The 24,977-nt window shown below is 61.9% G+C and carries 14 protein-coding genes; 6 read left to right on the forward strand and 8 right to left on the reverse strand.

Translation table 11 applies throughout. The annotated features are described in order from the left end of the window. Positions 1-56: 56 nt before the first annotated feature. From M5B97_RS07300 to M5B97_RS07320, 5 genes are all read left to right on the forward strand, one after another. Positions 57-2,579, forward strand: a complete 2,523-nt coding sequence (locus M5B97_RS07300; protein ID WP_248731137.1) for a TcfC E-set like domain-containing protein — start codon at positions 57-59, stop codon at positions 2,577-2,579. 26 nt (positions 2,580-2,605) lie between these two features. Further along, the gene (locus tag M5B97_RS07305) at positions 2,606-3,346 is read left to right on the forward strand and encodes a molecular chaperone (protein WP_248731138.1); all 741 of its coding nucleotides are present in this window, start codon (positions 2,606-2,608) and stop codon (positions 3,344-3,346) included. A 22-nt stretch (positions 3,347-3,368) separates the two neighbouring features. Then, positions 3,369-3,857, forward strand: coding sequence for a CS1 type fimbrial major subunit (locus M5B97_RS07310; protein ID WP_248731139.1), 489 nt, complete (start codon positions 3,369-3,371; stop codon positions 3,855-3,857). A gap of 9 nt (positions 3,858-3,866) precedes the next feature. Then, positions 3,867-5,084, forward strand: a complete 1,218-nt coding sequence (locus tag M5B97_RS07315) for a hypothetical protein (protein WP_134658409.1) — start codon at positions 3,867-3,869, stop codon at positions 5,082-5,084. 67 nt (positions 5,085-5,151) lie between these two features. Next, positions 5,152-6,369, forward strand: coding sequence for a hypothetical protein (locus M5B97_RS07320; protein WP_134658407.1), 1,218 nt, complete (start codon positions 5,152-5,154; stop codon positions 6,367-6,369). 159 nt (positions 6,370-6,528) lie between these two features. Here M5B97_RS07320 and M5B97_RS07325 read toward each other — a convergent pair whose 3' ends face one another. The 3 genes from M5B97_RS07325 to M5B97_RS07335 all read right to left on the reverse strand — a co-directional run bounded on the left by M5B97_RS07325 (position 6,529) and on the right by M5B97_RS07335 (position 15,602). After that, complete coding sequence (locus tag M5B97_RS07325) at positions 6,529-11,379, reverse strand: NEL-type E3 ubiquitin ligase domain-containing protein (RefSeq protein WP_248731140.1); 4,851 nt, start codon at positions 11,377-11,379, stop codon at positions 6,529-6,531. Between the two features lie 70 nt (positions 11,380-11,449). Beyond that, a complete protein-coding gene (locus tag M5B97_RS07330) occupies positions 11,450-12,388 on the reverse strand; it encodes a tyrosinase family protein (RefSeq protein ID WP_123714758.1) in 939 nt (312 codons plus the stop codon). Positions 12,389-12,518: 130 nt separating this feature from the next. Further along, entirely contained in the window at positions 12,519-15,602 is a 3,084-nt protein-coding gene (locus M5B97_RS07335; protein WP_248731141.1) for a transglycosylase domain-containing protein, read from the reverse strand. A 382-nt stretch (positions 15,603-15,984) separates the two neighbouring features. Between M5B97_RS07335 and M5B97_RS07340 the strand changes: the two genes are divergently transcribed. Further along, a complete protein-coding gene (locus M5B97_RS07340) occupies positions 15,985-17,403 on the forward strand; it encodes an amino acid permease (RefSeq protein WP_123714760.1) in 1,419 nt (472 codons plus the stop codon). Between the two features lie 175 nt (positions 17,404-17,578). On the opposite strand, the gene M5B97_RS07345 is transcribed toward M5B97_RS07340, so the two are convergent. The 5 genes from M5B97_RS07345 to M5B97_RS07365 all read right to left on the reverse strand — a co-directional run bounded on the left by M5B97_RS07345 (position 17,579) and on the right by M5B97_RS07365 (position 24,947). Then, positions 17,579-18,709, reverse strand: coding sequence for an OpgC domain-containing protein (locus M5B97_RS07345; RefSeq protein ID WP_248731142.1), 1,131 nt, complete (start codon positions 18,707-18,709; stop codon positions 17,579-17,581). Positions 18,710-18,873: 164 nt separating this feature from the next. Beyond that, a complete protein-coding gene (locus M5B97_RS07350) occupies positions 18,874-20,493 on the reverse strand; it encodes an FMN-binding glutamate synthase family protein (RefSeq protein WP_248731143.1) in 1,620 nt (539 codons plus the stop codon). Positions 20,494-20,833: 340 nt separating this feature from the next. Continuing rightward, entirely contained in the window at positions 20,834-22,213 is a 1,380-nt protein-coding gene (locus M5B97_RS07355; RefSeq protein ID WP_248731144.1) for an ATP-binding protein, read from the reverse strand. Continuing rightward, positions 22,210-24,024 (reverse strand): DAHL domain-containing protein, encoded by a 1,815-nt coding sequence (locus M5B97_RS07360; RefSeq protein ID WP_248731145.1) that lies wholly within the window; start codon positions 24,022-24,024, stop codon positions 22,210-22,212. Before M5B97_RS07360 ends, M5B97_RS07355 begins: the two co-directional genes overlap by 4 nt. Then, entirely contained in the window at positions 24,021-24,947 is a 927-nt protein-coding gene (locus M5B97_RS07365; RefSeq protein WP_248731252.1) for a cytochrome c peroxidase, read from the reverse strand. Before M5B97_RS07365 ends, M5B97_RS07360 begins: the two co-directional genes overlap by 4 nt. Between the last annotated feature and the right edge of the window lie 30 nt (positions 24,948-24,977).

The following is a 24,977-nucleotide window of genomic DNA, read 5'->3' on the forward strand; positions in this document are numbered from 1 at the left end:
CTGGCCGCCGCCCTGTTTTACAGCCCTGACTGTTCGTAAAAGCGAGTACTCCGTTCATGTTTTCGATGACGCCTATTGCGGGTGCGCTGGCGCTCGTGCTGTGCGCGAGCGCCCTGGCAGCGCCGACCGCGCCTGGCACGACGCCGGGCAGCCTGCTGTCACAGTCCAAGGGATTGCCGGCCGACTTTGAACAACACTTCTTCGATGTGCCGCTGGCCGTGCGTGTCGAACTCGATCAGCAGTTGCTGGGCGAGGCCATGATTGTCCTTGGCCGCGATGATCAGATCACCCTGCTGGAATTCACCGACCTTGCCGACAGCACGTTCTCGACCGCCGAACGCGGCCGCTGGGAGCAAATACTGCAGCAGGGCATGCCCTTGGGAAGTTGCGAGCGAAGTTGCCCTGCGCAATTACTGGCCGTGCACTACAGCATTGAAAATTCATTGGTGTCGATTCTCACTGAAAACGTCGAACGTAATGCCGAGGTCAAGCGTTATTACGATCAGCCGGAAGTCGGCAGCCTCGGTTTGATCCTGAATAACCAACTTAACCTCAATGGCGGCGCCAATGAGGAACTGGGTGGGCGTTACGGCCTGGAGGCGACTTCCAGTATCGGCAATTGGACCCAGGCGCTGAACCTGCAGGTATCGCGCCTGGGCGGCACCGACACCAGCCTGTATCACGCGGTACATGAGCTCTACACCCAGCGCGAGCTGGAAGGCCAGTTCCTGCGCCTGGGTTATTTCACCCCGGGTTCCGATGGCCTCACGCGCCAGATTCGCGCGTTCGGCGCCAACCCCGATACCGCCGTGGGCCTGATGTATGGCAGCTCCGACAGCCTGCTGATCAACAACCCCAAGCCCAGCGTGTACCCAATCTACGTCACGGCCAGCCGCCAGGCGTCGGTGGAGATTTACCGCAACGGCCTGTTGCTCAACAGCCAGGCGGTGGCCGCCGGCCTGCAGACCCTCGACACCCGGCCATTACCCGGCGGTATCTACGAAGTGGAAGTGCGCCTGATCGAAGACGGCCGCACCACCTCCACCACCCAGGAGCTGGTGTACAAACCTAACAACTGGCGCAACGCCGACGAGCGCTGGCGCTACAGCACCTTTCTCGGGCGCGAGAGCAAACTGCTGAGCAACTGGGAGGAACAGGCCTCGGGCTTCATGACCTACGGCGCCAGCCTCAACTACCTCGCGCACCCGCGGGTGATTCTCGGGATGTCGACGCGCAAGGTCCGCGAGAAACTGCAAAACGGCGTGTCCGTCGACTGGACCCTGGCCAACGCCACCAGCCTGTATGCCAATGTCTACCAGACCCAGGACCACGGCACCGGCATGGACGTGCAGGGCCTGTACAGCTATGGCCACGGCAGCCTCGTCGTCAGCCACAACCGTAGCTGGCTCGACACCCGTCGCACCTATGAAATTCTGCCCGACGGCACCCGCGTGCGGCCGCGCAGTACTTTTGTCGGGCAGACCAGCAACTCCTCGCTGTCGGTCAACCATCGCTTGAGCAACAAGAGTTCGCTTAATTCACGGCTGTCCTACAGCCAGGGCAATGTCGAAGGGTTTGGCCTGGACCTGGGTTGGAGCCAGCGCGGCACCCTGCTGGGCAGCGATGCCAACTGGCGTGTATCGGTGTTCGATCGCCCGGCCACGGCCAGTACCGGTGACAAGCGCAATCGCGGGGTCGACGTCAGTGTCAGCCTGGCCCTCGGCGGCCCCAGCGAGCAGTGGTCGGCCAGCATCGGCACGCGCACCGCACGGGATGGCAGCCGCGACAATAACGGCTCGCTGACCTACCAGCGCACGTTGGACGATCACTTCCTGCAAAGCGTCTCGGGCACGGCGACCGCTGACACCTACGGGGTCGGCCTGTCCGGCCGCAGCAGTTTTCAGAACGATGCGTTGTATGGCGATGCATTCCTGCAGCGTTCGTCGTTCAACGAGAAACTCAGCGGCGGCTTGAACCTCAACAGCACGCTCGCGGTGGGCGCACAAAAGATGGTGCTCAGCAGCCAGTACCACAACGGCGGCGCCGGGATGATCGTGGATGTCGAGGCCGATCTCGACGACATTACTCTGCGGGCAGACGACCTGGCCGGCGGCAGCGCCAGCCTGCGCCCCGGGCGCAACTTCGTACCGATCACCGCCTACAAGCGCAGCACCTTGAGTTTCGACTTCGACGGCAACCATCCACCGGCCGCCAGCATTCAGCCGGCGCGCAGCAACTACCACCTGAACAAGGGCGGTGTGGACTACCGCAAGATCAGCGTGATGCAAACCGTCACTGTGCTCGGCCGGTTGCTGGACGCCCAGGGCCAACCGCTCAAGGGCCACCATGTGATCAACCACGCCAGCCGCGGGGTCAGCGAAGTGGACGGGTTCTTCTCCATGGAAATGCACGCCCGCATGCCGACCCTCGAAGTGCGCTTCGCCAATCAGCTGCTCTGCCAGTTCCGCCTGGACCCGGACACCGCTCGCCGCGAAGGCGATGTGCTGATGATCGGCGACCTGCGCTGCACGCCGGACACCCTGGCCGACGCAGTGCATGGCGCGCAAGTCGCCGGTTGACCCCTTTACCCGTTGAGGTTTTTGCAATGAAACGTTTTTGGATGATCTTGGGCGCCACGCTGTTTTCCCTGGGCGCACACGCCGGCCCGCAGATCAATGTCGGGGTGGTCTACGACTACCTGGATGCGGAAAAAAGTACCTACATGAAGCGCGTGTTCAATGGCGGCACGTCCACGGCTTTCGTCAAGGTCAACATCCTCGAAATGCTCTACGACAAGGACGGCAGCTACCGCGAAGTGCCGTTGCAGGATCAGGTCGGCAGCAGCGCCCGCGACGGCCTGATGGCCAGCCCGGCACGGCTGATCGTGCCGGCCAACGGCACCCAGGGCACGCGGTTGCTGTTTATGGGCAACCGCGACAAGGAACGGTATTTCCGCGTGCGCTTCGTGCCCGTGGTGCCCCAGAGCGAAGATGAGTTCGCTCTCACCGACGAAGAGCGCGCCGACTACAAAGACAGCCTCGCCGCCGGTGTGCGGGTGCTGGCCGGTTACGGCACGGTATTTTTCGTGCGCCCGAAAAACACCCGTTTCGATACTCAGGTCGACAACACCGCTAACCGCTATGCCCTGCGCAACAACGGCAACAGCGTGGTGGTGGTCGACGAGTTCAAGGACTGCCTGGTGGATAACCCGCGCGACTGCCGGCCCACCGTCAAGCACCACATCATGGCCGGACGCAGCTTCAGCTTCGACAAGCAACCGGGGCGTGAATACCGCTTCAACCTGATCGAAGGTGCCGCGAAAAAATCCATCGAGATCAAGGGCTGATGCCTCGCACAGGTGAACAACAATGATCAAGACACTGACCGGCGCCGCGCTGAGCAGCGTGTGCCTGCTGACGGCGACCCACGCCTGGAGCGCCGTGGAACGGGAAACCTTTGAGGTCTTCGTACAAATCCCCACGGCGGACTTTTATGTGCTGCCGGTGGACCCGCAGGTGGTCCAGCGCGAGCAGAGCCTGCCCTACAACCCCGTGTCGTCGGAGCTGAGCCCGCTACGTGCGCAGTTCGAGGTGAAAAATATCGGCGGCGCCATCGGTGCGCGGCTGGAGGAACTGCCGTTTTTGTACAACGGCTGGAATCGCATCGATCTGCGGGTGACCTTCAATCAACAGGAGTTGGGTCTGGAGCGCACTGAAGTGGTGTCTTCCACCGATGCCAAGCCAGGGAAACGGGTGGCCCTGGAAATTGCCGCGATCAAGCCCTCTGGCGACTATCGACCCGGAAGTTATTACGGGACGGTAAGCCTGATATTCGACGCCACAGCGCCCGGCATTTGAGGGGCACCTATGAAAGAGATGAAATATGCGTGGGCAATCGGCGCCCTGGCGCTGATGCTGCCGATGACGGCGCATGCGTTAACCCAGGAAATCACGGCGCTCTTTCGTCCGGACTCGTCCAACCCGTCCGACAACAAGTTCGTCAACACCACGCCGGAAAGCGGGGTATGTCCTATTTACATGCCACAACGCTGCAAGGACCTGGGGATTTTCAGCATTCGTACCAGTGGCATTCAGTTCAACTCCAACGGGCCGATCCTGGGAGGGCATGCGGACCCGCGCAAGGGCGCTACATTCAAGGCGCCCAGTGAGTGGCGGGATGTCACCGTGACTCATGCCGGAACCCTGCGCTCCGAGACGCTGAAGATGCGTATCTCCGGTATCGGCAGCCGTTATCACCTGCCTCCCGGTCTGGATCGTACGGTATGGGCACGGGGTAGCCTGGGTTGGCTCTATGCGCCCGCACCCTGTGTGGGAACTGGTTACACCGTCGGCAATGACTCGACCATTTTGTGGTCCTGGATGGTCCCGGTGAACATCGGCGCGTGCTCAAACCAAGCCGCGAAGGACATCCCGTCCCTCTACTATCCCTACTTCGAATACACCTATGAACTGAATACGCCAAACCCCCTGACCATGGACGGCGGCATGTACACCGGCTCGCTGACTTACACGATCGGGCCCGGTGGCGATTTTGACTTTGGTGACGTCATGATGCCCACCGACGACCTCTTGACGTTCAACTTCAACCTGCAAGTGCAGCACCTGCTGAAGGTTGAAGTTCCGCCGGGCGGCAACCGCGTTCAATTGGAACCCCAGGGCGGCTGGCAAGCCTGGTTGAATAATGGTCGCCGGCCCACCCGTGTGTTCCGCAACCAGAGCGTGAACATCTGGGCCAGTACCCCATTCAAAATGACTTTGGAGTGCGGCACTCCACAGGGGAATACCTGCAGCGTGCGCAATACGGCGGGCCATCAGGTGCCGCTGGACATCGCCGTGACCCTGCCCGCCGGCCTGAGCGACAGCGTCGGGCGCCCGGTCAATCGCCTGCCTTTGCGGTTGGACGGCAGTGGTACGCAACTGTTTCAACCGGCGCGCTACATCGATCGCAAGCCCAGCATCTTGCACTTTGAAATCAATGCCGATGGCGTTTCACAAATGCTCGAGCACGGTGGTGGCAATACCTATTCAGGCGTGGCCACGGTGGTTTGGGATTCGGAGGTCTGATGTTTTTATCGCAACCGTTTCATGCGGCGGCGCGCGACTGCGCCCAGATTATTAAGGTTTGTTATTTATGAAGTTGACGACGTGTGCGCAGACCCTGTGCGCCGCAGCCCTGATGCTGCCGCTGGCGGCGCAGGCTCTGACCCAGGACATTACCGCGATTTTCCGGCCCGATCCGTCCAACCCGTTGGCCAATAAGTTCGTCAATACCACCCCCGAAAGCGGCATCTGTCCCTGGCACATTCCGGAGCGTTGCAAGGCCCTGGGGATCTTCAGTATCCGTACCGAAGACATCCGTTTTTACTCCAGCACGCCGATCCAGGCCGGCCATACCGATCCACGCAAAGGCGCTATGTTCAAGGTGCCCAGCGAGTGGCGGGAGGTGATCGTCAATCATGCCGAGACCGGCAAGGCCGAAACGGTGAAAATGCGTCTGGCCGGGATTGGCGGTCGATGGGACTTGCCGCTGGGCATCAATCACTCGGTATGGACCCGCGGCGTCCTGGGTTGGATCTATCCCACCGCGCCGTGCCTCGGGACCGGCTACGGCACGGGCAACAGCCGGATATTTTTGTGGTCCTGGATCGTACCGGCTAACGCGGGTGCCTGTGCGATGTTTGCGATCAAGGACATTCCGGCGTTGGAATACCCGGTGTTCGAGTACTCCTACGAACTCAAGACGCCGAATCCGTTGACCATGGAAAGTGGTTTGTACACGGGCGCTGTCAGCTACTCGGTAGGACCGGGTGGTGATGTCGATTTCGGCGACATCATGGTGCCCAACGACAACCTGATGACCTTCAACTTTACCCTCGACGTCGACCACCACCTCAAGGTCCAAGTCCCGCCCGGCGGCAACCGCATCCAGCTGGAACCCCAGGGCGGCTGGCAAGCCTGGTTGCAGAACGGGCGCAAACCGACGCGGCTGTTTCGCGACCAGAGCGTCAACCTGTGGACCAGCACCCAGTTCAAGATGACCCTGGAGTGCGGCGAGCCCATGGGCAACACCTGCAGCGTGCGCAACGCGGCCGGCCACCAAGTGCCGCTGGACGTGGCCGTGACCCTGCCCACCGGCCTCACTGACAGCGTCGGGCGCCCGGTTAATCGCCTGCCATTACGCCTGGATGGCGTGGGCACCCAGCTGTTCCAACTGACCCGCTATATCGACCGCAGGCCAAGTACGTTGCACTTCGAGATCAACGCCGACGGCGTGTCGCAGATGCTCGACCACGGAGGTGGCAATACCTACTCAGGCACGGCCACAGTGGTGTGGGACTCGGAGGTGTAACCGAGATCTGCCTGACCCACCGCCCTCCCACCATTGGCGTGATGTACACCCGCACAATGCGCTGAGGCTGAGCCTGAGCCTGAGCCTGACCTACCGTGGCGAGGGAGCTTGCTCCCGTGACGGCCCGCCAGCCGACCGTGATCGGCCAGATGCACCGCCTTAGAGCTGCGTCGAAACCTGTTGCGCCAGCCGCAGCAAGGCTTCACGGGTATAACGCCGGGCCAGGTTTTTTTCGCTGGGCACGCGGCCGGTGTCGGCGTTTTCGAGAATGTGTTCGTAGGTCTGGGCGCTCATTTCATCGCCGGTCAGCACCTCGGCGTGGGGCACGTTCAGTTCGTCCGCCAGGGCCAGTAACCTGGCGCTGAGCGCCGGGCGTGCCTGGGCGTCGGCCTGCGCCCAGGCTTTTTGCGCGAACAGCAGGTCGTCGATTTTTTCGCCGACCGCGCTGTCACGCGCCATGCTGGCGCGGAACGCCTTGGCATGGCTGCTGCGCAGGTGTTCGTCCCAGAACGGCTGTTCAAGCATTTTGTCCACCAGGCCATCGCCGCGCTCCTGCAAGAGCACGGTGCTGTAGAGGTGATTGATCTGCAGATCGCTGACATTGGCGGTGCCGCGATAGGTCATGTGTGGCGAAATCCAGGGCAAATCCAGGCGTGCCTGCAATTCGCTCTGGTACGCCAGGTACACCTCCACCTCGTCGACGAGCCCAGGCCGGCCATTGATCATTTGTGTGCTGAGGTGTAAGCCCTGGCCGCCGCGGTTGCGTGGGGCGAGGCGTTGGGCGATGTCCTTGCGCACCAGTTTATTCAGGCGGTCCAGGCGGGCTTTGCCGCGGGCCAGGCGGGTCAGGGCCATGTTGCGGTGCAGGCCCGGTGGGTTGCGCTTGATCTCGAACAGCTCCACCTCAAACCCCATCGCATTAAAGGTGTTTGCCCCGGCATCGGCGCAGGTCACCGGGTGGCTGGCCATCAGGAACAGGCGCTTGCGCAGCGGCTCGTCGCCCGACATCGCTTGCAGCATGCGCCAGACCTTGTCGGTCAACGCCTCACGGCCTTCGGCGTAGCGCAACTGGTCCTCCGGGTCTTCAAACACGTCCGGCTGTTCGAGGCTTTTGATCACTTCAAAAAAGCCCTGGGAGCCGTGTTCTTTCTCCAGGTCGTGCCACATCTCGGCCAGCTGCGGTTGCTGTGTCACAGGCTGTCGGTGCAGCCAGAACTCGACCTCGCCCTTGGGCGGGTAGCTGCGGTAGGGATCGAGTCCGTTGGCCAGGCGGTAGCTGACGAGGTTTTCCTCGGCGCTCAGGCTCAGGCGGCTGCGGTCCAGGCGCACGAAGGCAATCGATTGTGCCTCGGGTTGCCAGGGCAGGAACTGCGGCACGCCGGTGATGCGCGTGTCTTGCAGGTCGAGCTGGAAGTTATCCGGGCGCGGTTGGGCAAACAGCCCCGGCGGCCACTCGCTGACGCTGGTGTGGCGCAATGACAGGGAGCGCAGGTGCGGCAGGTTGCCAATGTCCGGCGCTTGGGTCAGGGCGCGATTATCGGCCAGCGACAATTGCCTGAGCTGCCCCATCGACGCCACGTGTTCCAGGCTGGCCGGGTCCCACTGGATCGGGTTGTCGGCCAGGTCCAGGTCGGTCAGGCCGCGCATGCGGGTGACTGCCCGGGGCAGGCGGGTCAGTTGGTTGCTCTTCAGGCTCAGGTGGTTCAGATGCATGAAGTTGTCGAGGAAGCTGCAGTCGGCGTCCAACAGGCCGGTGTCCAACAGGTTCAACTGCTGCACATGTTCGAAGTTGGCGCGCAGGGTCGGCATGTTGGCCAGCAGGCCTTTGAGCGGCAAGCTGTCGAACGTCAGGCCGACTCCTTGGACGTCCGCGTGCAGGTTGTGTTCCCAGGTCCTGACCAGCGCCTGGGACAGCTCGAGGCGGGTACGGCCGGCACCGGTCGGCTCGCCGGCCACGCGGGTGTTGACCCAGTGGTTGAGGTCATCCTGCAGCCGTGCTTTTTCGAACTCCAGCGTTTCGAAACGGCGCCTATGCGCAGGGGTCTCCACGCGCAGGCGCAAGGCTTCGAGTTCCTCTGGCGTGGCGTTCGGATACAGACGCTGGATGCGTTCACTCAAGGGCCGTGGCATCTGTGGCACGGTCCATTGGAACGCGCGGCGCAAGGGTTTTTGCGTCAGCACCAAGGTGTCCGGGGCCGGCGCCTCGCGCAGTGGCGCTTGCAGCAGCGTGCGGCGCGCCTGGGGCGTGTTGATCCGTTCGAGCAGCCAGGCGCGCAAGGCCGCGCTGGTTTTGCCGGCGTTGCCCAGGGCCATGCGCTGCTCGGCGGGCAGGGCCTGCAGCAGCGCGCTGTAGAGGTCGGCAGGGGCAGGGAGCAGTGCTTGCTGATGGTCGTAGGCTTGATACACGCCGGTGTCGGTCCTGACTAACTGACGCGAGTGCCTGGCATCCCCTGGCCCCGCCTGGGCGCGGATTTCGCCATTGAGCGTGTGTTTACGCACCTCGATACGCAGCTCGCCGAGGGTATCGCTGTGCAGGCGCAAGGTATTGAGAAGCATGGTTTCGCTGTCGGCCGTCAGCCGCGTCGGGTCGAAAAAACCTTCGTAAGCGTGGCTGCCACGGGCTTGCAGTTGCCACTCGCGGGCGAGGTTTTTCAAGCGCAACGGCAGTCGGTGTTCGTCGCGCATGACCTTCAGCTCATCCGGTCGGGCGCGGGCCAACACGTCGCGGACCAGGCTCTCGGGCAAGGTCGGGAATACCTCGCGCACCCGCAGCCCGTCAGCGCTGCTGACGTATTCACTGTTGGCGTACAAGTAATCGAATACCGACGCCTGACGCTGCGCCAGATGCTCGGCCAGGCGCTGGCGCAAGGCGTTGACCGGGTCGTCGGCGGGCGTGCCGAGCAGGCTTTCCAGTTGCGGTTTGTCGAGAAACTCCACCAGGCGTTGCGGCAGCTGGCCGGCGTTCAGGTCCTGGCGACTGATCGCGAGCACCTGGGTCGCGGTGGTTTCGCCAAACCGCGAAGGCGTGCCGTCCAGGTCAGGGTTTTCGTACACATCGATGGCCCTGTCGGCCGGCCAGCCCGGCAGCTCGCAGGCCATATGCGGGCTCCAGTAGGTGTGCTCATCCGCAGCGGCGCCGCTGCGGATACGTTCGGGCAGGCGCTGGGCCTGCTGGTTGAGTTCAAAGCGCTTGAGGCTGTCGACCAGCAGCGCGGGCGGCGGTTTTTTTTCGACTCGGGTGGCGCGCAACACGCCAGGCTCGACGCCGCTGATGCGCTGCACCTGGTCCAGTTGCGCATCGTCGAGGGTGGGGGCCAGCTCGCGTAACAATTGGCTGTCGCTGCGCGCCTGCGGGCGAGCGTCGTGATGCACGGGCGGGGCGTAGGCATCGGCGCGGACGGGATGCTGGATGCGATGCACGCCGGTGGCCGTATCGAACTTCACCGCGTAGTGTTCGCCATCCAGCGGCAACAGCGTTTGGCCTTGATGCGTATGCAGGCCGAGGGCATCCGGTTGCGACGTGCCGGGCAGCGTCACGTCCTTTTGCGCATAGGGGCGCAGATCGGGGTTCCACAGGCGCAACCGGTTATTGACCCGCACCGGGATCAACTGCGTGACGAACGCCGACGGCAGCAGTTTGGACAACTCCACCCCGGCACCAAAGGTTGCCAGTTGCACGCCTTCACTGACCACACCCAGCAGATGCTTGGCCGCGTCCTTGGCGTGGCCTTCGGCAAGGTCGACCACGCCTTCGACCATTTCATCGAGCAATTGGTAAGCGGTGTAGGCCAGCATCAATTCGCCCAGCAGCGGCACGAAGGGGGTGATCACCAACAGCGCGGCGTTGAAAATACCCTGCGCCACTTTGCTGAAATGATCCCACCAGGCCCAGCGTGCGCGGCTGTCGCGGTCGGCCGTGGGCACCGCCAGTTCCCGTGCGTCGTTGAGGATCTTGTTGAGGCTCTGTTGGTACAGATACGGCCATAAGTCACAGTCGATACGCACCGCCGCGAACGTCAGGCGCGGCTGGTCCAGGCGGCTGAAAAAACCTGTGCGTTCGCTCTGGTCGACGAAACGGCTGAAGAACTGGCGGTAGGCCGGGTCGCGCAGTTTATCGCTGAGCTCGCTCATGAAGGCCTGGGGGGTGGGGTAATCTTTGAGCGGGCTTTGATTGTCGTGGGGGATGTAGACCACCAGGCTCGTCGCTTCAGTGGCGGTGTCCAGGTCGGCGGCAATGATCATGATGCCGCTGAGCAGGGTGTCGAGCAGGCGCAGTTGATAACACTGTGCGTTACCGCGCTCGCCGCGCAGGGTGTAGCGCAGTTGTCGCAGCGTCGCGGCGCCGATGTCCTGTTTGTGGAAGGCGATACGGGCAGCGACCTTGAGCGCGGCTTGCTGGCTGGCGATTACCTGTGTGGCCAGGCGCTGTTTGTCCACCGGCTGCTGCGGCAGCAGGTAGCGTTGCAAGTGCCGCTGGTAGTGCGCGCCGAGGTCGAGTCGACGGCACAGGCTGATGAACTGCTGGATGCTCATGCGCCGCTTGAGCGGCTTGGTATCGAAATGCCCGCGTGCGTCGGGGCGGGTGATGTAGGTGGAGCTGTCGCTGAAACGCTCGTTGCCGGCGAAGTTGTGCAACGCGGCATCGAGCAGCGACAGCGTGCGGCTGGTAGTGCCCCGGAGCACGGTGCCGGTGGGGATGTGCAGCAACAGGTAGGTATCGCGCACGCTGTCGTCGATCTGGTACTGGTTTTTCAGCGCCTGCATCAGCAACGGCTCGGCAAATGCGTACAGGTCCTGCAGCTGGCTCAGGTAGCGGTCGACGGCATTCTGGGTGGTCCAGGCGCGGGCGTTGGCGGCCTTGAGATGCTGATGGTCCGTCACGCTGGCGCGGTGGTACCAGGGCGCCAGTGTGAGAGGCGTATCGCGCAGCGCCTGGGCTCTGGTCCAGGACATCTCCCGCAGCCACGGCGGGGTGTTTTCCTGGATCAGTTCGTAATGGGGGTTGGACATGGCGGGTGACCTGGGTTGATGGACAAGGCCATCAGCCTATGGGGCCACCCGCGTGGCGGGAGTTAGATAGTTAGGCCGGTTCGGCGTTCTCCACCGGTACGGCGCAGGCCGGGGGCAGCGACGGGCACGTGGACGGCACGGCGGTGAACAGGCCGTAGGTGTAATCCAGGTCTTCGCTGGCAATCACTTGCCCCACCCTCCAGCTGCCGGCCCACGGCGCGGGAAACCCTTCGGCGTTGAACACCAGCCTGGAGTCGAGGTTATAGCCAGGCTGGCCCGCGACGGGCAAGTAGGGCGCCGTGTTGGGGTGTTGGCGTTTCCAGCGTTCCCACAGCAGATCGAGGTGGCAGTGATGCAGGAAGAAGATCGGGTCATTGGGTGAGGTGGGGAACGACATATTACCGCCGATCCAGCGGTGTACCGGGTCATGCAATATGCCCTCGGCAAAATTCACCCAACTCTCCGGGCCGGGGTTGTAAGGCACCTTGGTCAGCGCGGTGAGCACTTGATCGGCAGTGGGCAAATGCGCACCGTCGCCGGCGCCGAATTCACGGCGCAGACCGGGGTCGCCGAGGTCCAGGTCCCAGATGCGTATTGCAAAATTTCCCCCCCGATAGGCAAACGGGCCGGAGGTGACGTGGTTGTTCTGGTCGCTGTCGCCATTGCCGCCCATGAAGGCTGGGGTGAACGGATCGTTGGGTCCCGCAAGGGACCAGTCCCAGAAAGGCAGGGTAATGGTGTTGTCATTCGCCGCCGCTTGCAGCGCCAGTTCGAACTGGCGCAGGAACACGCGGTGCCAGGGAAAGAATAATGGCGTGCGATGCGGCATGGGCGCGAACTGCTGCGGCCCGCCCATGGCGTTTTTGTGCACTTGGACGAAGTCGTCGTAGCGGCTTTGATGACCGGGGCGCAGCACGCTGTCGACGTTGTTTTTCAGGTGCAGGATGGCGGCGATGAAGGCGTTTTTCTGTTCGCGGGTCATGTGGCGGTGGTTGATGCGGATGTCCATATGCTTGAGTTTCCATAGGTTCAGAGGTTTCCAGACTTTAGGAAACGCGGTCGTGCAGGGTCTATCAAAAAAGACGGCGGTGCGGGTGAGAGGGTTAAGACGAGAGCGGTAGGCCTGCCGCGACTTTCACTCAGAGGGCGGGCGTGCATTGGGTGTGCCCGCCCGGTTGCAGGTAGGGCATCAGGATCGGAGCCATGCCTTTGAGGACTTGCACCGGAAGGGCGGAGGTGAAGGTGAAGTGTTCCGCCGAGCGGCCCGGAACGAAGGCGGTCAGGGTGCCGAAATGGCTGTCGCCCAGATAGAACACGAAGGTCGCGGTGCGGTTGATCGACTTGGAGCTGATCACGCGCCCACCGGCACCGATGGCTTCGATGCGATTGTCGCCGGTGCCGGTTTTGCCGCCCATGGCCAGTGGCGTGCCGTCGGCCAGTTTGAAGCTGCCGGAGACGCGCTTGGCGGTGCCGGCATCCACCACTTGGGACAAGGCGCCGCGCAGGGCGTCGGCGACTTCTACCGGCATCACGCGTTTGCCGGGGGCCGGGTCGTTGATCACACGGGTTTCGTATGGGGTGTCGGCGGCGAAATGCAGGCTGTCGATGCGCAGCACTTTGGAGCGCACACCGCCGTTGAGGATGATACCCATCAATTCGGCCAATGCCGCCGGGCGGTCGCCGGAGCTGCCGATGGCGGTGGCCAGGGACGGTACCAGATGATCGAACGGGTAACCCACGGCTTGCCAGCGCTGGTGGATATCGAGGAACGCTTCGATCTCGAGCATGGTGCGGATACGGCTGTCGCGCGCGCTTTGGTGGCGGCTCTTGAACAGCCAACTGTAGACTTCCTGGCGCTCGAACTGGCTGGCCTTCACCGCTTCGCCGAAGGTCGCGTCGGGGTGGTTGAGCAGGTAGCCGAGCAGCCACAGGTCCAACGGATGGACCTTGGCGATAAAGCCCTGGTCGGGCAAGTCATAGCTGCCGGGACGGTAGTCTTGATAGAGCTTGGCCAGGCGTTCATCACTGAGCTTGCCGACGTCTTTGGTTCCTGCCAGGTGCGAGCGCACGAAGCGATTGAAGCTGTCCTGGCTTGCGTCGGGCAACAGGTAGCGATGCACCGCCGCCAGGCGAATCGGCGTCGGGCGGATGCTGTCGAGGAAGGTGTCGAGGCGCGCCTGGGTGTCTTTCTTCTGGTACTTCTTCCAGAAGCGCAGCAGGAACGCAGTGCCCTCGCGGTCGGCGAATTTGGCCAGGTATTCCTGGCGCCGCGGGTCGTTGTCGTCCTTGAGCAATTGCGCGCTGTTATTGGGCCCGGCGTAAGTGGTGTAGCGCACCACCTCACGCATCAGGCGAATGAACGGCAGGTTGATCGACTCACGCAGGGCATCGCGCAGGGTCGGGCTGCGGCCATTGTCCTGGCTGCGAAAATTATGAAAGTGGTGCATGCCGCCACCGGTAAAGAATCCTTCGGCGGGGTTGGCCGAGTAGGTGCGGTCCAGCGCGGCGTCGAGCATTTTCGCCAGGCTTTTGTCCGGGGTCTGGCTCAGGTAGTCGACGGCCCAGCGGCTCAGGCGGTCCTGCTCGTTGACCTCGACTTTCTTCAGCGCGGCCGGGGTAAGGGCGCCGTATTGGTCGTGCAGCTCGGTGATGATTTGCAGGTAGGTGGTCAGCACCCGCAGCTTGGCGGTGGAGCCCAGTTCCAGTTTGCTGCCTTCGTTGATGTCGAAGGGTTGATCGGTGTTGTCGGTCTGCACCCGCACGCGCGAACCGTCGGGTGTCAGTTCAAACAGGGTGAAGCTGTAGCGCACCTGCGGAGTGCTGGCCGGGGTCAGCAGGCGTTCGCCGAGCAGGCCGATCTGGCGCGCGTAATCCGGGTCGGCGAGGCGCTTGAGATAGTCGCTGACCTGGGTTTGCAACTGGCCCTGCAAGGTGCTGGTGGCGGACAGGTCTAGGCGGTCGAGGTCGTACAGCGGGCGGTTGAGTAGCGCGGCAACCCGGCTGCGCGCGACGCTGATGCCCTTGTTGGTTTCGATCGGTTGCACGGTCGGTTGCTGCACCCAGTCGCGGTAGCTGATCTGCGCGGTGAGGGCGGCGTTGAGCAATGCGCCATCGATCACGCCATTCTGGGCCAGCAGGCGCAGGTGGCTGTCGGTCAATTGCGCCAGTTCGTCCCGGCCCTTGACCAGGTAATGTGAAGGGCGGCGCTGGGCGATGATCAGCGCCAGTACCTCGCGCAATGCCTGCGCTTTTGCTGTCAGGTCGTTGCCCCTCAGCGCCTGGTTGACCTGGTTGAAATCGGCACCGAACCACACCCGCAGACCTTCGGCCATGCCGTGTACTTCACCATGCCCGGGCACGGCCGACAGCGGCACGCTGTTGAGGTAGTCGCGCACGATATTCTGCCGTGCGATGGCGGTGTCAGGCCCTGCCTGATAAGCCCGCACCCCGGCGGAAAACATCTGCCGCAGTTTTTCCATGCCGGAAAGTGTCAGGCCATCGGGGGAGTGCCGGTACTTTTCCAACTGGGTCGCCAGGGTGCTGCCGCCGGCGCTCTGCCCGGGCAGGTGCAGGGTCTTGGCCACTTGCGACCATGCCGCTTTGGCAAAGCGCGGCCAGTCGACCGCAGGGTTGGCCTGGGGGGCGGTGGGGTCGAGCAGGTCGCGGTTCTCGATAAACAACAGGCTGTTGACCACCAGCGGCGGAATGGCCGCGAAGCTGGCGTAGAGCTGTTGTGGGTAGGTGTATTGGTACAGCGGCAGGGCTTGGCAATCGGTAAGCGACAAACCGGCCTGGATCTTTTCCGCGTAGGGCACGAACAGTCCCTTGTGGGTGTAATCCATCAATTGGGGTGAAAAGCGCGTCTGGGACTGCACCACGTAACCACGTTTGAGCAGGCGGGCCAGGAAGTCGTCGAGGTCGCTGTAGCCCAGGCGTCGGTCAAACGGTCCCGGCCCCGGGTACACGATGGCATCGCTGGGGCCGTCGGCCATCCGGTAAGTCAGTTGGCTGGCCAGGCTGCTTAATTGCTCGGCTTGCAGGCGCGACGTGCGCATCTCTCTGGCGGCGGCAAAGCCCAGGGCCACTAAGGCCATCAGCACGATCAGCCAGAACAGACGACGCCCGTAGCGGGGCCTGGGTTTATTTTCGGGTAAAGGCGCTGGTTCCGAACTGCCTTGTAGTTTCGCAGCCTTGGTCGATTCGGTTTGCCACAGTGCGCCCATAGTCGATTGATCCATTCACGCAGATTGATCGGACTTGCTTGAAGCTTAGACGGTGTGGGCTCGGCGTGAGGAAATTGTGTTTTTTGCGTGGGAGACTTCCGAGTCTGCCCCGGGAGACCGGTGTTGACTGCGACGATTAGTCGCCGGGTGCAGGTCATATGCACCCGTAAAATGCCGTTATGGTGGGCGCTTCCACTAAATTGCCTGGCTTTTACAGTGAAAGGCACTGGTCGAGGCTTTTTATACTGCAGGCCCCATCGTCCTTGCGTCGCAAGGCGGGGCTGTTCATGAGATGGCCCCGGTTTCGATTCACGCCTGGCCTGCCCGGCAAGGCGTGTGGAGCGCGGCGGTCCATCCAATAACAAGATGAGGTTGTATCCCTATGCCAGTCGGCAACCACCTGCCCCATGGCGAGACCGCTCAAGGCGGTCCGCTCAAACGCGAACTCGGTGAGCGGCATATTCGCTTGATGGCGCTCGGCGCCTGTATCGGTGTCGGCCTGTTCCTGGGTTCGGCCAAGGCCATTGAAATGGCGGGGCCGGCGATCATGCTGTCGTACATCATCGGCGGCCTGGCGATCCTGGTGATCATGCGTGCCCTCGGCGAGATGGCCGTGCACAACCCGGTCGCCGGCTCGTTCAGTCGTTATGCACAGGATTATCTCGGCCCGCTGGCGGGCTTTCTGACCGGCTGGAACTACTGGTTCCTGTGGCTGGTGACCTGCGTCGCGGAGATCACCGCGGTGGCGGTGTACATGGGCGTGTGGTTTCCCGATACGCCCCGCTGGATCTGGGCCCTGGCGGCGCTGATCAGCATGGGCAGCATCAACCTGATCGCGGTCAAGGCGTTCGGTGAGTTCGAGTTCTGGTTTGCCCTGATCAAGATCGTCACGATCATTGCGATGGTCATCGGCGGCGTCGGCATCATTGCGTTCGGCTTCGGCAACGATGGCGTGGCCCTGGGCATATCCAACCTGTGGGCCCATGGCGGTTTCATGCCCAACGGCGTGCAGGGCGTGTTGATGTCCTTGCAAATGGTCATGTTCGCCTACCTGGGCGTGGAGATGATCGGCTTGACCGCCGGTGAAGCGAAGAACCCGCAGAAGACCATTCCCAGCGCAATCGGCTCGGTGTTCTGGCGCATCCTGTTGTTCTATGTGGGGGCGCTGTTCGTGATTCTGTCGATCTACCCGTGGAATGCCATCGGCACCCAGGGCAGCCCGTTTGTGATGACCTTCGAACGCCTGGGTATCAAGACCGCTGCCGGCATCATCAACTTTGTGGTGATCACCGCGGCCTTGTCATCCTGCAACGGCGGTATCTTCAGCACCGGGCGCATGCTTTACAGCCTGGCGCAGAACGGCCAGGCCCCGGCGACCTTCGCCAAGACCTCGAACAACGGCGTGCCGCGTCGCGCCTTGCTGTTGTCGATCTTCGCGCTGCTGCTGGGTGTGTTGCTCAACTACCTGGTGCCGGAGAAAGTCTTTGTCTGGGTAACCTCCATCGCCACCTTTGGCGCGATCTGGACCTGGCTGATGATCCTGCTGGCCCAGCTGAAATTCCGTAAAAGCCTGAGCGCTGCCGAACAGGCCGGGTTGAAGTACCGCATGTGGTTGTACCCGGTCAGTTCGTACCTGGCGCTGGCGTTCCTGGTGTTGGTGGTGGGGTTGATGGCGTACTTCCCGGACACCCGTGTGGCGCTGTATGTGGGGCCGGTGTTCCTGGTACTGCTGACGGTGGTGTTCTATGTCTTCAAATTGAAGCCGGCTGACGCGGGTGAGGGTGTGCCACGCTCTGCTTAGCGGGGTTTGGGGAGCGACTTCGCTCGCTCCCCTGGGTTTAGCTGCGTCTTTGGTTGGCCAGTTGTGCCGCTTGGGTCAATTGACGCACCTGTTGCTCATGACTCAGGCCGCCCCCATGGAGCGTGCGAAGGTTTCGCGGACCACCCGCAGCAAAGCGCGAACGGCGGGAAGCGGGCTACGCTGTGCGGGCCTGGCTGAGCGGCCGTTGATCCAGGCGCTTGTTGAATTCCATCCACGCGGCCAGACCTCCCATCAGCAGCATGCCGATGATGGCGGTCAGCAGTTGCATGATCAGCGTGTCGCCCGTGAGTGCGTTGAGCATGTCTGCCAACGGCGCCAGCAAAACGCCGAGGCAAAACACTTCGAGGGAATAACGCCCCATGCGACAAACCTGTTCGGCCGGCCAATTGCGCGTCCAGCCGGTCGTGGGGAGCAGCTTGGCGGTCACGTAGGCCAGGGCCAGGAAATGCACCAGGCGCACGGGTGACAGGTCGGTCTTGCTGATGGGGTAGATCAGTTCGCTGAGGGCTGAGGGCACCCAGGCATCGTGTACCTGGGGCCAGCGCCAGGACACGGTCAAAACGCCCGCCAGCAGCACGTACGATGCCGCCGCCAGAAACACGGGTTGATGCAACAGTGGTCGGACGTGAGTGGGTCGCGGCCCTTGGCTGTAAAGCGCCGCCGCGCCGCCCAGTACGAACAGGAACTGCCAGGTTACCGGGTTGAAATACCACACCCCGTCTGCAATCGCCCGCAGGTTCCAGCCCATCCACGGCGCCAGCAGGTACACCGTGGCCGACAGTCCCACTACGGCCCAGGTTCGGCGCAGCATCAGCGGCAGGACCAGCGGCAGGCCTGCCAACAGCACGATGTACAACGGCAAGGGGTCCATCAGGTTGGGTTTGAAGCGCAGTAGCAGCTCGTCGGTCAGTGCCTGTTGCGGATGGGTGATGAAATGCGTCAGGCCCATCTCCTGGACCAGGTCGCGGGTTTCCACATGGCTATTGGCGAAGAACACGATGCCCATCAGCATTGCCAGCAAGAAAATATGCACCACATACAGCACCCAGGCTCGGCGCAGGATTTTCAGCGAGGCAAACCAGTAACCATCGCGTTGCAGGATCTTGCCGTAGGCCAATACGGCGGCGTAGCCGGCCAGGAACACAAACACTTCCGCTGCGTCGCTGAAGCCGATGTTGCGCAAGGTGATCTGGCCGAGTGGGTTGTGGGGGACGTGATCCCAGAAAATGAAGATCAACGCCAGGCCCCGAAAAAAATCGATGCGCGGGTCGCGTCCGTTCAGCATGGCAGCGGGCTCTTGAACAATAGGTTTAGTGAAGACAGGCGAATGCGCGTGTTGTCGTACGCCGCACGTCGGGCGGGCGCAGGGTGGCGATATTTGTAAGGAATTGCAAAGGAGGGGTATTACTGAATGTAAAGCCTGCCCGGTCTCGGGCAGGCTTCAGGAGGTTATGCGGCTTCGACTTCGTGGGGCTCGAAACTGTCTGCCCGTGCCATTTGCCACATCCGTGAATAGAACTCGCCGTTTACCTCACCCGTCAGCAGCTCCCCAGGCTTGAGGAACACATGCAACTGCGAGAACAGCTTGATTTCAGTCGCTGACATGCGGCGCACCAGGTGCTTGGCCGACAGCTGCGAAGGGTGTTCGAGGCCCGCGGCCGCGAGCATCTCCGCCAGGGCCTTGAGGGTGCTGCGGTGGAAGTTGAACACGCGCTGGGCCTTGTCCGGCACCACCAATGCACGCTGGCGCAGCGGGTCCTGGGTGGCGACGCCGGTCGGGCATTTGTTGGTATGGCAGCTTTGCGACTGGATGCAGCCGATGGCGAACATGAAGCCACGCGCCGAGTTGGCCCAATCGGCGCCGATGGCCAGCACGCTGGCAATATCGAACGCGCTGACGATCTTGCCGCTGGCACCGAGCTTGATCTTGTCGCGCAGGTTCAGGCCCACCAGGGTGTTATGCACGAATAGCAGGCCTTCACGCAGCGGCACGCCGATATGGTCGGTGAATTCCACCGGTGCGGCGCCCGTGCCGCCTTCCTTGCCGTCGACCACGATGAAGTCCGGGAGAATGCCGGTTTCGAGCATGGCCTTGGCGATGCCCATGAACTCCCATGGGTGGCCCAGGCAAAACTTGAAGCCCACGGGTTTGCCGCCAGACAGTTCACGCAGCTGGGCGATGAAATGCATCATTTCGATGGGCGTGGAGAAGGCGCTGTGGCGCGAGGGTGAGATGCAGTCCTCGCCCATCATGATGCCGCGCGTCTCGGCAATTTCTTTTGTCACCTTGTGCTTGGGCAGAATCCCGCCATGGCCGGGCTTGGCGCCCTGGCTCATCTTGATTTCGATCATGCGCACTTGCGGGTTCTGCGCCTGCGCGGCGAAGCGCTCCGGGTCAAAGCGGCCGTCGCTGGTGCGGCAGCCAAAGTAGCCGCTGCCCAGTTCCCAGGTCAGGTCGCCGCCGTGCTCACGGTGATAGGGGCTGATGCTGCCTTCCCCGGTGTCATGGGCGAAGTTGCCGAGCTTGGCGCCCTGGTTGAGGGCACGGATCGCGTTGGCACTCAGGGACCCGAAACTCATTGCCGAGATATTGAACACCGATGCCGAGTAGGGCTGCGTGCACTGAGGGCCGCCGACCATCACGCGGAACGTGCTGGGATCGCTCAGCGGAGCCGGGCGCATGGAGTGGCCGATGAATTCAAAGCCCGACTGGTACACATCGATCAGGGTGCCGAAGGGTTTGTCGGAGGTTTCATTCTTGGCGCGCGAGTACACCAGCGAACGCTGGGCCCGGGAGAAGGGCAGGGCGTCACTGTCGGATTCCAGCAGGTACTGGCGTATTTCCGGGCGGATGGTTTCCACCAGATAACGGATGTTGCCCAGGATCGGGTAGTTGCGGCGCACGGCGTGGGGGCTTTGCAGCAGGTCGAAAATACCGACCAGGCTCAATACACCCGTAACCACGGTAAACGGCCACAACCCTTCGTGCTCGATAAAAGGGAGGCTGGCGAGGGTGAAAATGACACACACGGCAAAGAAGGCGTAACGGCTTAGTAACGACAGGCTCATACGGGGTTCCTTGGGTTCGGACTCATCGGCCAGGCGTTTTGCGCCTGAAGAAAAATCGAGCACAGCTGCGCTGGGATTGGCTCCCCAGTGTGCTGTACGGGTATTTCTTATGGACTTTCACGGTTTACAGAGCCTTGAAGCTTACGAGCGATCTCCTTGCTGGAGCAACCGCTGGGCATCAAATAGCAGGCCCTGATGCCCGTCAGTCAGGAGACGCATCGTCATCGTGGCGAGGGAGCTTGCTCCCGTTGGGCCGCGAAGCGGCCCTCAGCATTTGGTTTGAGAAGACCGGGCCTGCTACGCAGTCCGGCGGGAGCAAGCTCCCTCGCCACGGGAATCGCTATGCCGCCGTCTGCCGGATCGGCAGCACTACCCGGAACGTCGTACCCTTGCCCACTTCGCTGCTGACGGAGATATTGCCCCGGTGTTTCTTGATAATGCCGTAGGACAGTGACAGCCCCAGCCCTGTACCTTCGCCCACCGGCTTGGTGGTAAAGAACGGGTCGAAGATTTTCTGCACGGTCTCCGGGGGAATTCCACAGCCGTTGTCTGCGACTTCCAGCCAGATGTTCTCGCCCTCCACGCCATTGCTGATGGTAATGGTGCCGCGCTCCGGCCCCATGGCTTGCGCCGCGTTGACTACCAGGTTCATCACCACCTGATTGAGCTGCGAGGCCAGGCATTCGATGTCCGGCAAGGGCGCGTAATGCTTGACCACGTCGGCCTTGTATTTGAGCTCACTGGCGACGATGTTCAACGTGGAATCGATGCCTTGTTGCAGGTTGGCGAATTGCCAGGTCTGATCGGTATCCACCCGGGAAAAGTTTTTCAGATCCTTGACGATCTGTACCACGCGGCCAATGCCGTCCTTGGACTCCCGGATCAAGATGGGGACGTCTTCTTTGAGAAAGTCCAGCTCCAGCTTCGTGCGTAACGCCCTCAGTTGTTCCAGTGGTTCCCCCGGCGGCAGGTGGCTTTCGGCGTGTTGGTAGGCATCCAGCATCTGTTGCAATTGGTTGAAGTAGCTGTCGAGTGTGCTGAGGTTGGAGGAGATAAAGCCCACCGGGTTGTTGATCTCATGGGCCACGCCGGCCGCGAGTTGCCCCAGCGACGCGAGTTTTTCCGACTGCACCAACTGGCTTTCCAGGAGCTTGCGCTCGGCGATTTCCACTTGCAGTGCCTGGGTGCGTTGTTCCACCAACTGTTCCAGATGGGCGGTTTGCAGCGAGGCGCGTCGGGCCATGTCCCATTTGTTGGCCAGGGTATTGGCCATCTGCTGGACTTCGATGTTGTCGAAGGGCTTTTTCAGGATCAGCAAACGGTCATGGCCATGCAGGCGCTCCAGCAACGTTTCCCATGGATAATCCGAATACGCCGTGCATACCACCACTTGCAGGCCGGGGGCGACCTTCCAGAGTTCTTCGATGGTCTTTGCCCCGTCCCAGCCCTGGGGCATGCGCATGTCGACAAAAGCCAGTGCGTAGGGTCGCTCTTGCGCCATGGCCGTCGTCAGCAACGCCAGGCCTTCTTCGCCGCCATACGCCGAATGCAGCTCGAATGCCTGCGCCTGGGGTTTGCTCGTTTCGCCAAACAACGCCGACTCCATGTCATCCAGCGCCTGGTTGGATGGTTCCTGCGGCATCAGGATTTTGCGGAAATCTTCGTGAATCGACGGCGTGTCATCAATCAACAGGATACGCCGGTTGGGAGGCTGGTTCATGCGGGGTTTCCGGCAGGGGTGAGAGGGATTTTCAAGGTAAAGACTGCGCCTTTGCCTGGCCCATCGCTGTGGGCAGTGAGCTGGCCGTTCATCTCAACGGCGGCCAGGGCGCAACTGTGCAGGCCGAAACCATGGCCTTCCTTGCGGGTCGTGAAGCCGTGGGTGAAGATGCGCGTCATATTTTCGGCCGGTATGCCTTCGCCTTCGTCTTTTACACTGATCTCCAACATGTCATCACCCTGCTGCCGGACCGCGAGGGTCATTTGCCGTGGCCGGTCACTGAGGTTGGACATGGCGTACTTGGCGTTGCTGATCAGGTTGACCATGATCAGCAACAGCCGGTGTTTGTCACCGAGCACCTGCGGCACCGGTGCGAAGTCCTTGACCACCGTGACGTGGTGACGGCTCAGCGCACCGGCGTTCATGCGCAAGGCATCTTCCATCAAGGTGCCGATCTCGACCGGCTCCAGCAGGCTTGAGGCACCGGCATAGGATTGCTGCGTGGAAACGATGTCCTTGATGTGATCGACACTTTTGCTCAGTTGCGCCAGCTCCTCGGCCATGCCTTGCTGTTCAACGGCAATGGCGTCCACCAGTTGGTTCAAGTAACTGGGCAGCAACTTGCCTTTTTCATCTTCGCTCAGGAAGGTGCCCAGGTCGTGGGGATGCTGATTGATCAGTTGCATGGCTTTGCCCAGGCCCTGGGCTTTGCTGCTGCGCAGTTTGCGCGTGACCAGGTCGGCGGAGATATTCACGCTGTTGAGCACGTTGCCGACGTTGTGCAACACGTTGGTGGCGATTTCGGCCATACCGGCCTGGCGGGCGCTGTCCATCAGCTCGCTCTGGGCATCCTTGAGCTGCTGGGTGCGCCGTTCCACGCGTTGCTCCAGGGTTTCGTTGGCCGCCTGCAAGGCGCGGTTGACCCGGTTGACCTCGGCGAAACTGCGTAACAGACGCACCGCCAGGTAGAGCAGCATCACCACCAGCAAGGTCGAGAAGATCAGCAGGTAGCGATGGTATTGATGATCGACCCGGTCAGCCGCCTGCTGGTCCAGGTCGAGATGGGTGGTCAGTTGGTCGAGGCTTTCGGCCACGGGAACTGCGGCAATGTGCTCAAGCAAGCTATTGACCAGCGGCTGCTCGCGCAGGATTAGTGAAATATGATTGCTCAGGATGTCGACGGGCGTCTGAAACTCAATGGGCATGTTTTCCTTGTTGATCGCCAGTTTGCCCAGGCCCACCAGAATATCGGCAGCCCGATCATCGCTGGTGACCTGGGCGAACTCCAGGCTGCTGAGCAGCAGGTCGTAGGTGTCGGTGGCCACGCTTTGCAGGTGCAGCTTGCCTTCATCATCAACGCGGTTGAATTGAGCCTGGATGTCGTCTTCGGCGGTCGGCAGGAACGCGAGGGAGTTACGCAGCACCGCGTTGTGGGATTTGAACTGGTCCACCAGCCGGGCTTTTTCCTGAACGGCTTCTTCGTATGCCCGCTGGCTGGCTTGCCAACCAGGCAGGTCGGCGGATTCGTGGTAAGAATCACGGCTTTTCAGATCGGCCCACAACTGGGTCATTTCCAGCAAAGGTGCGACCAGTGGGTCGTAGTTGCGGGTAATCGAGATCCTGGCCTTGAGCACCTCACTGTCCCACTGGGCATTGAGTTGCTGCAGGTGCCGGATCAGGTCCCGCGACTGGGTGTAAGTGGCCGTCTGGTCGCGGGAAGACTTGAGGTACAGAAACAGCAGTGTCGAGGCCAGAAACAGGGTCATCAGGGCGAGCAACAGTGTGCTGGCGTGTCGGCGGGACAGGGTCATAGTGGCTTGCCCGCCCATTGGCCGGTCAGAGTCTTGAGAAACTGGACGATCAGGTCTTTGTCTTCCTGGGAGGGGATGCGCCCCAGTTGGTACTTGAACATTACATCGACCGCTTCCTCCAGGGTCTTGGCCGAGGCGTCGTGGAAGTACGGCGCGGTGACTGCAACATTGCGCAGGCTGGGCACCTTGAACACGTAACGATCCTCTTCATCCTTGGTCACGAGGTAACGGCCCAGGTCCGCTTCGACCGGGTTGCCGCGGGCTTTGAAGTAATCGCCCATCACGCCAAACTTCTGGAACATATTGCCGCCGATATTCACGCCCTGGTGGCAGGCTATGCAGCCGTAATCCTTGAATCGCTGGTAACCGTACTTTTCCTGGATCGTCAACAGTTCGGTGTTGCCCCGCAAGTATTGATCAAACCGCGAATTGGGGGTGAGCAGCGTCCGCTCATAAGTGGCCAGGGCATTTTGTACGTTGGCGGCGGTGATGCCATCGGGGTAGGCCTGGGTAAAGGCCGATTGGTAGAGGGGCATGGCCGACAGGTTCTGCACCACGGTTTTCCAATCGCTGCTCATTTCCACCGGGCTGGTGACCACTTGTTCGACCTGGGCTTCCAGGGTATCCGCCCGGCCATTCCAGAACTGCTTGAAGTTCAGGCTGGCGTTGAACACGCTCGGCGTGTTGATGGCGAGCGGCTTGCCATCGGAGCCTGAGGAGAACGCTTTGTTATCGGCCCCTCCGGTTTCCAGGCGATGGCAACTGGCGCAGGACAATGTGTTATTCCCCGACAGGCGTGGCTCGTTGAACAACTGACGGCCCAGCTCGACTTTGGCTGGGTCCAGAGTGGGTACCGGCGGCAGCGGTTTGAGCGCTTCGTCCAGCAGCGCAGCCAATGACGGCGCGCTCATGCCCAGCCACATCGTCAGGATAAACCCATAGGTTGACACTTC

The sequence above is a fragment of the Pseudomonas sp. MWU13-2517 genome, assembly GCF_023242545.1.
Taxonomy (GTDB): Bacteria; Pseudomonadota; Gammaproteobacteria; order Pseudomonadales; family Pseudomonadaceae; genus Aquipseudomonas.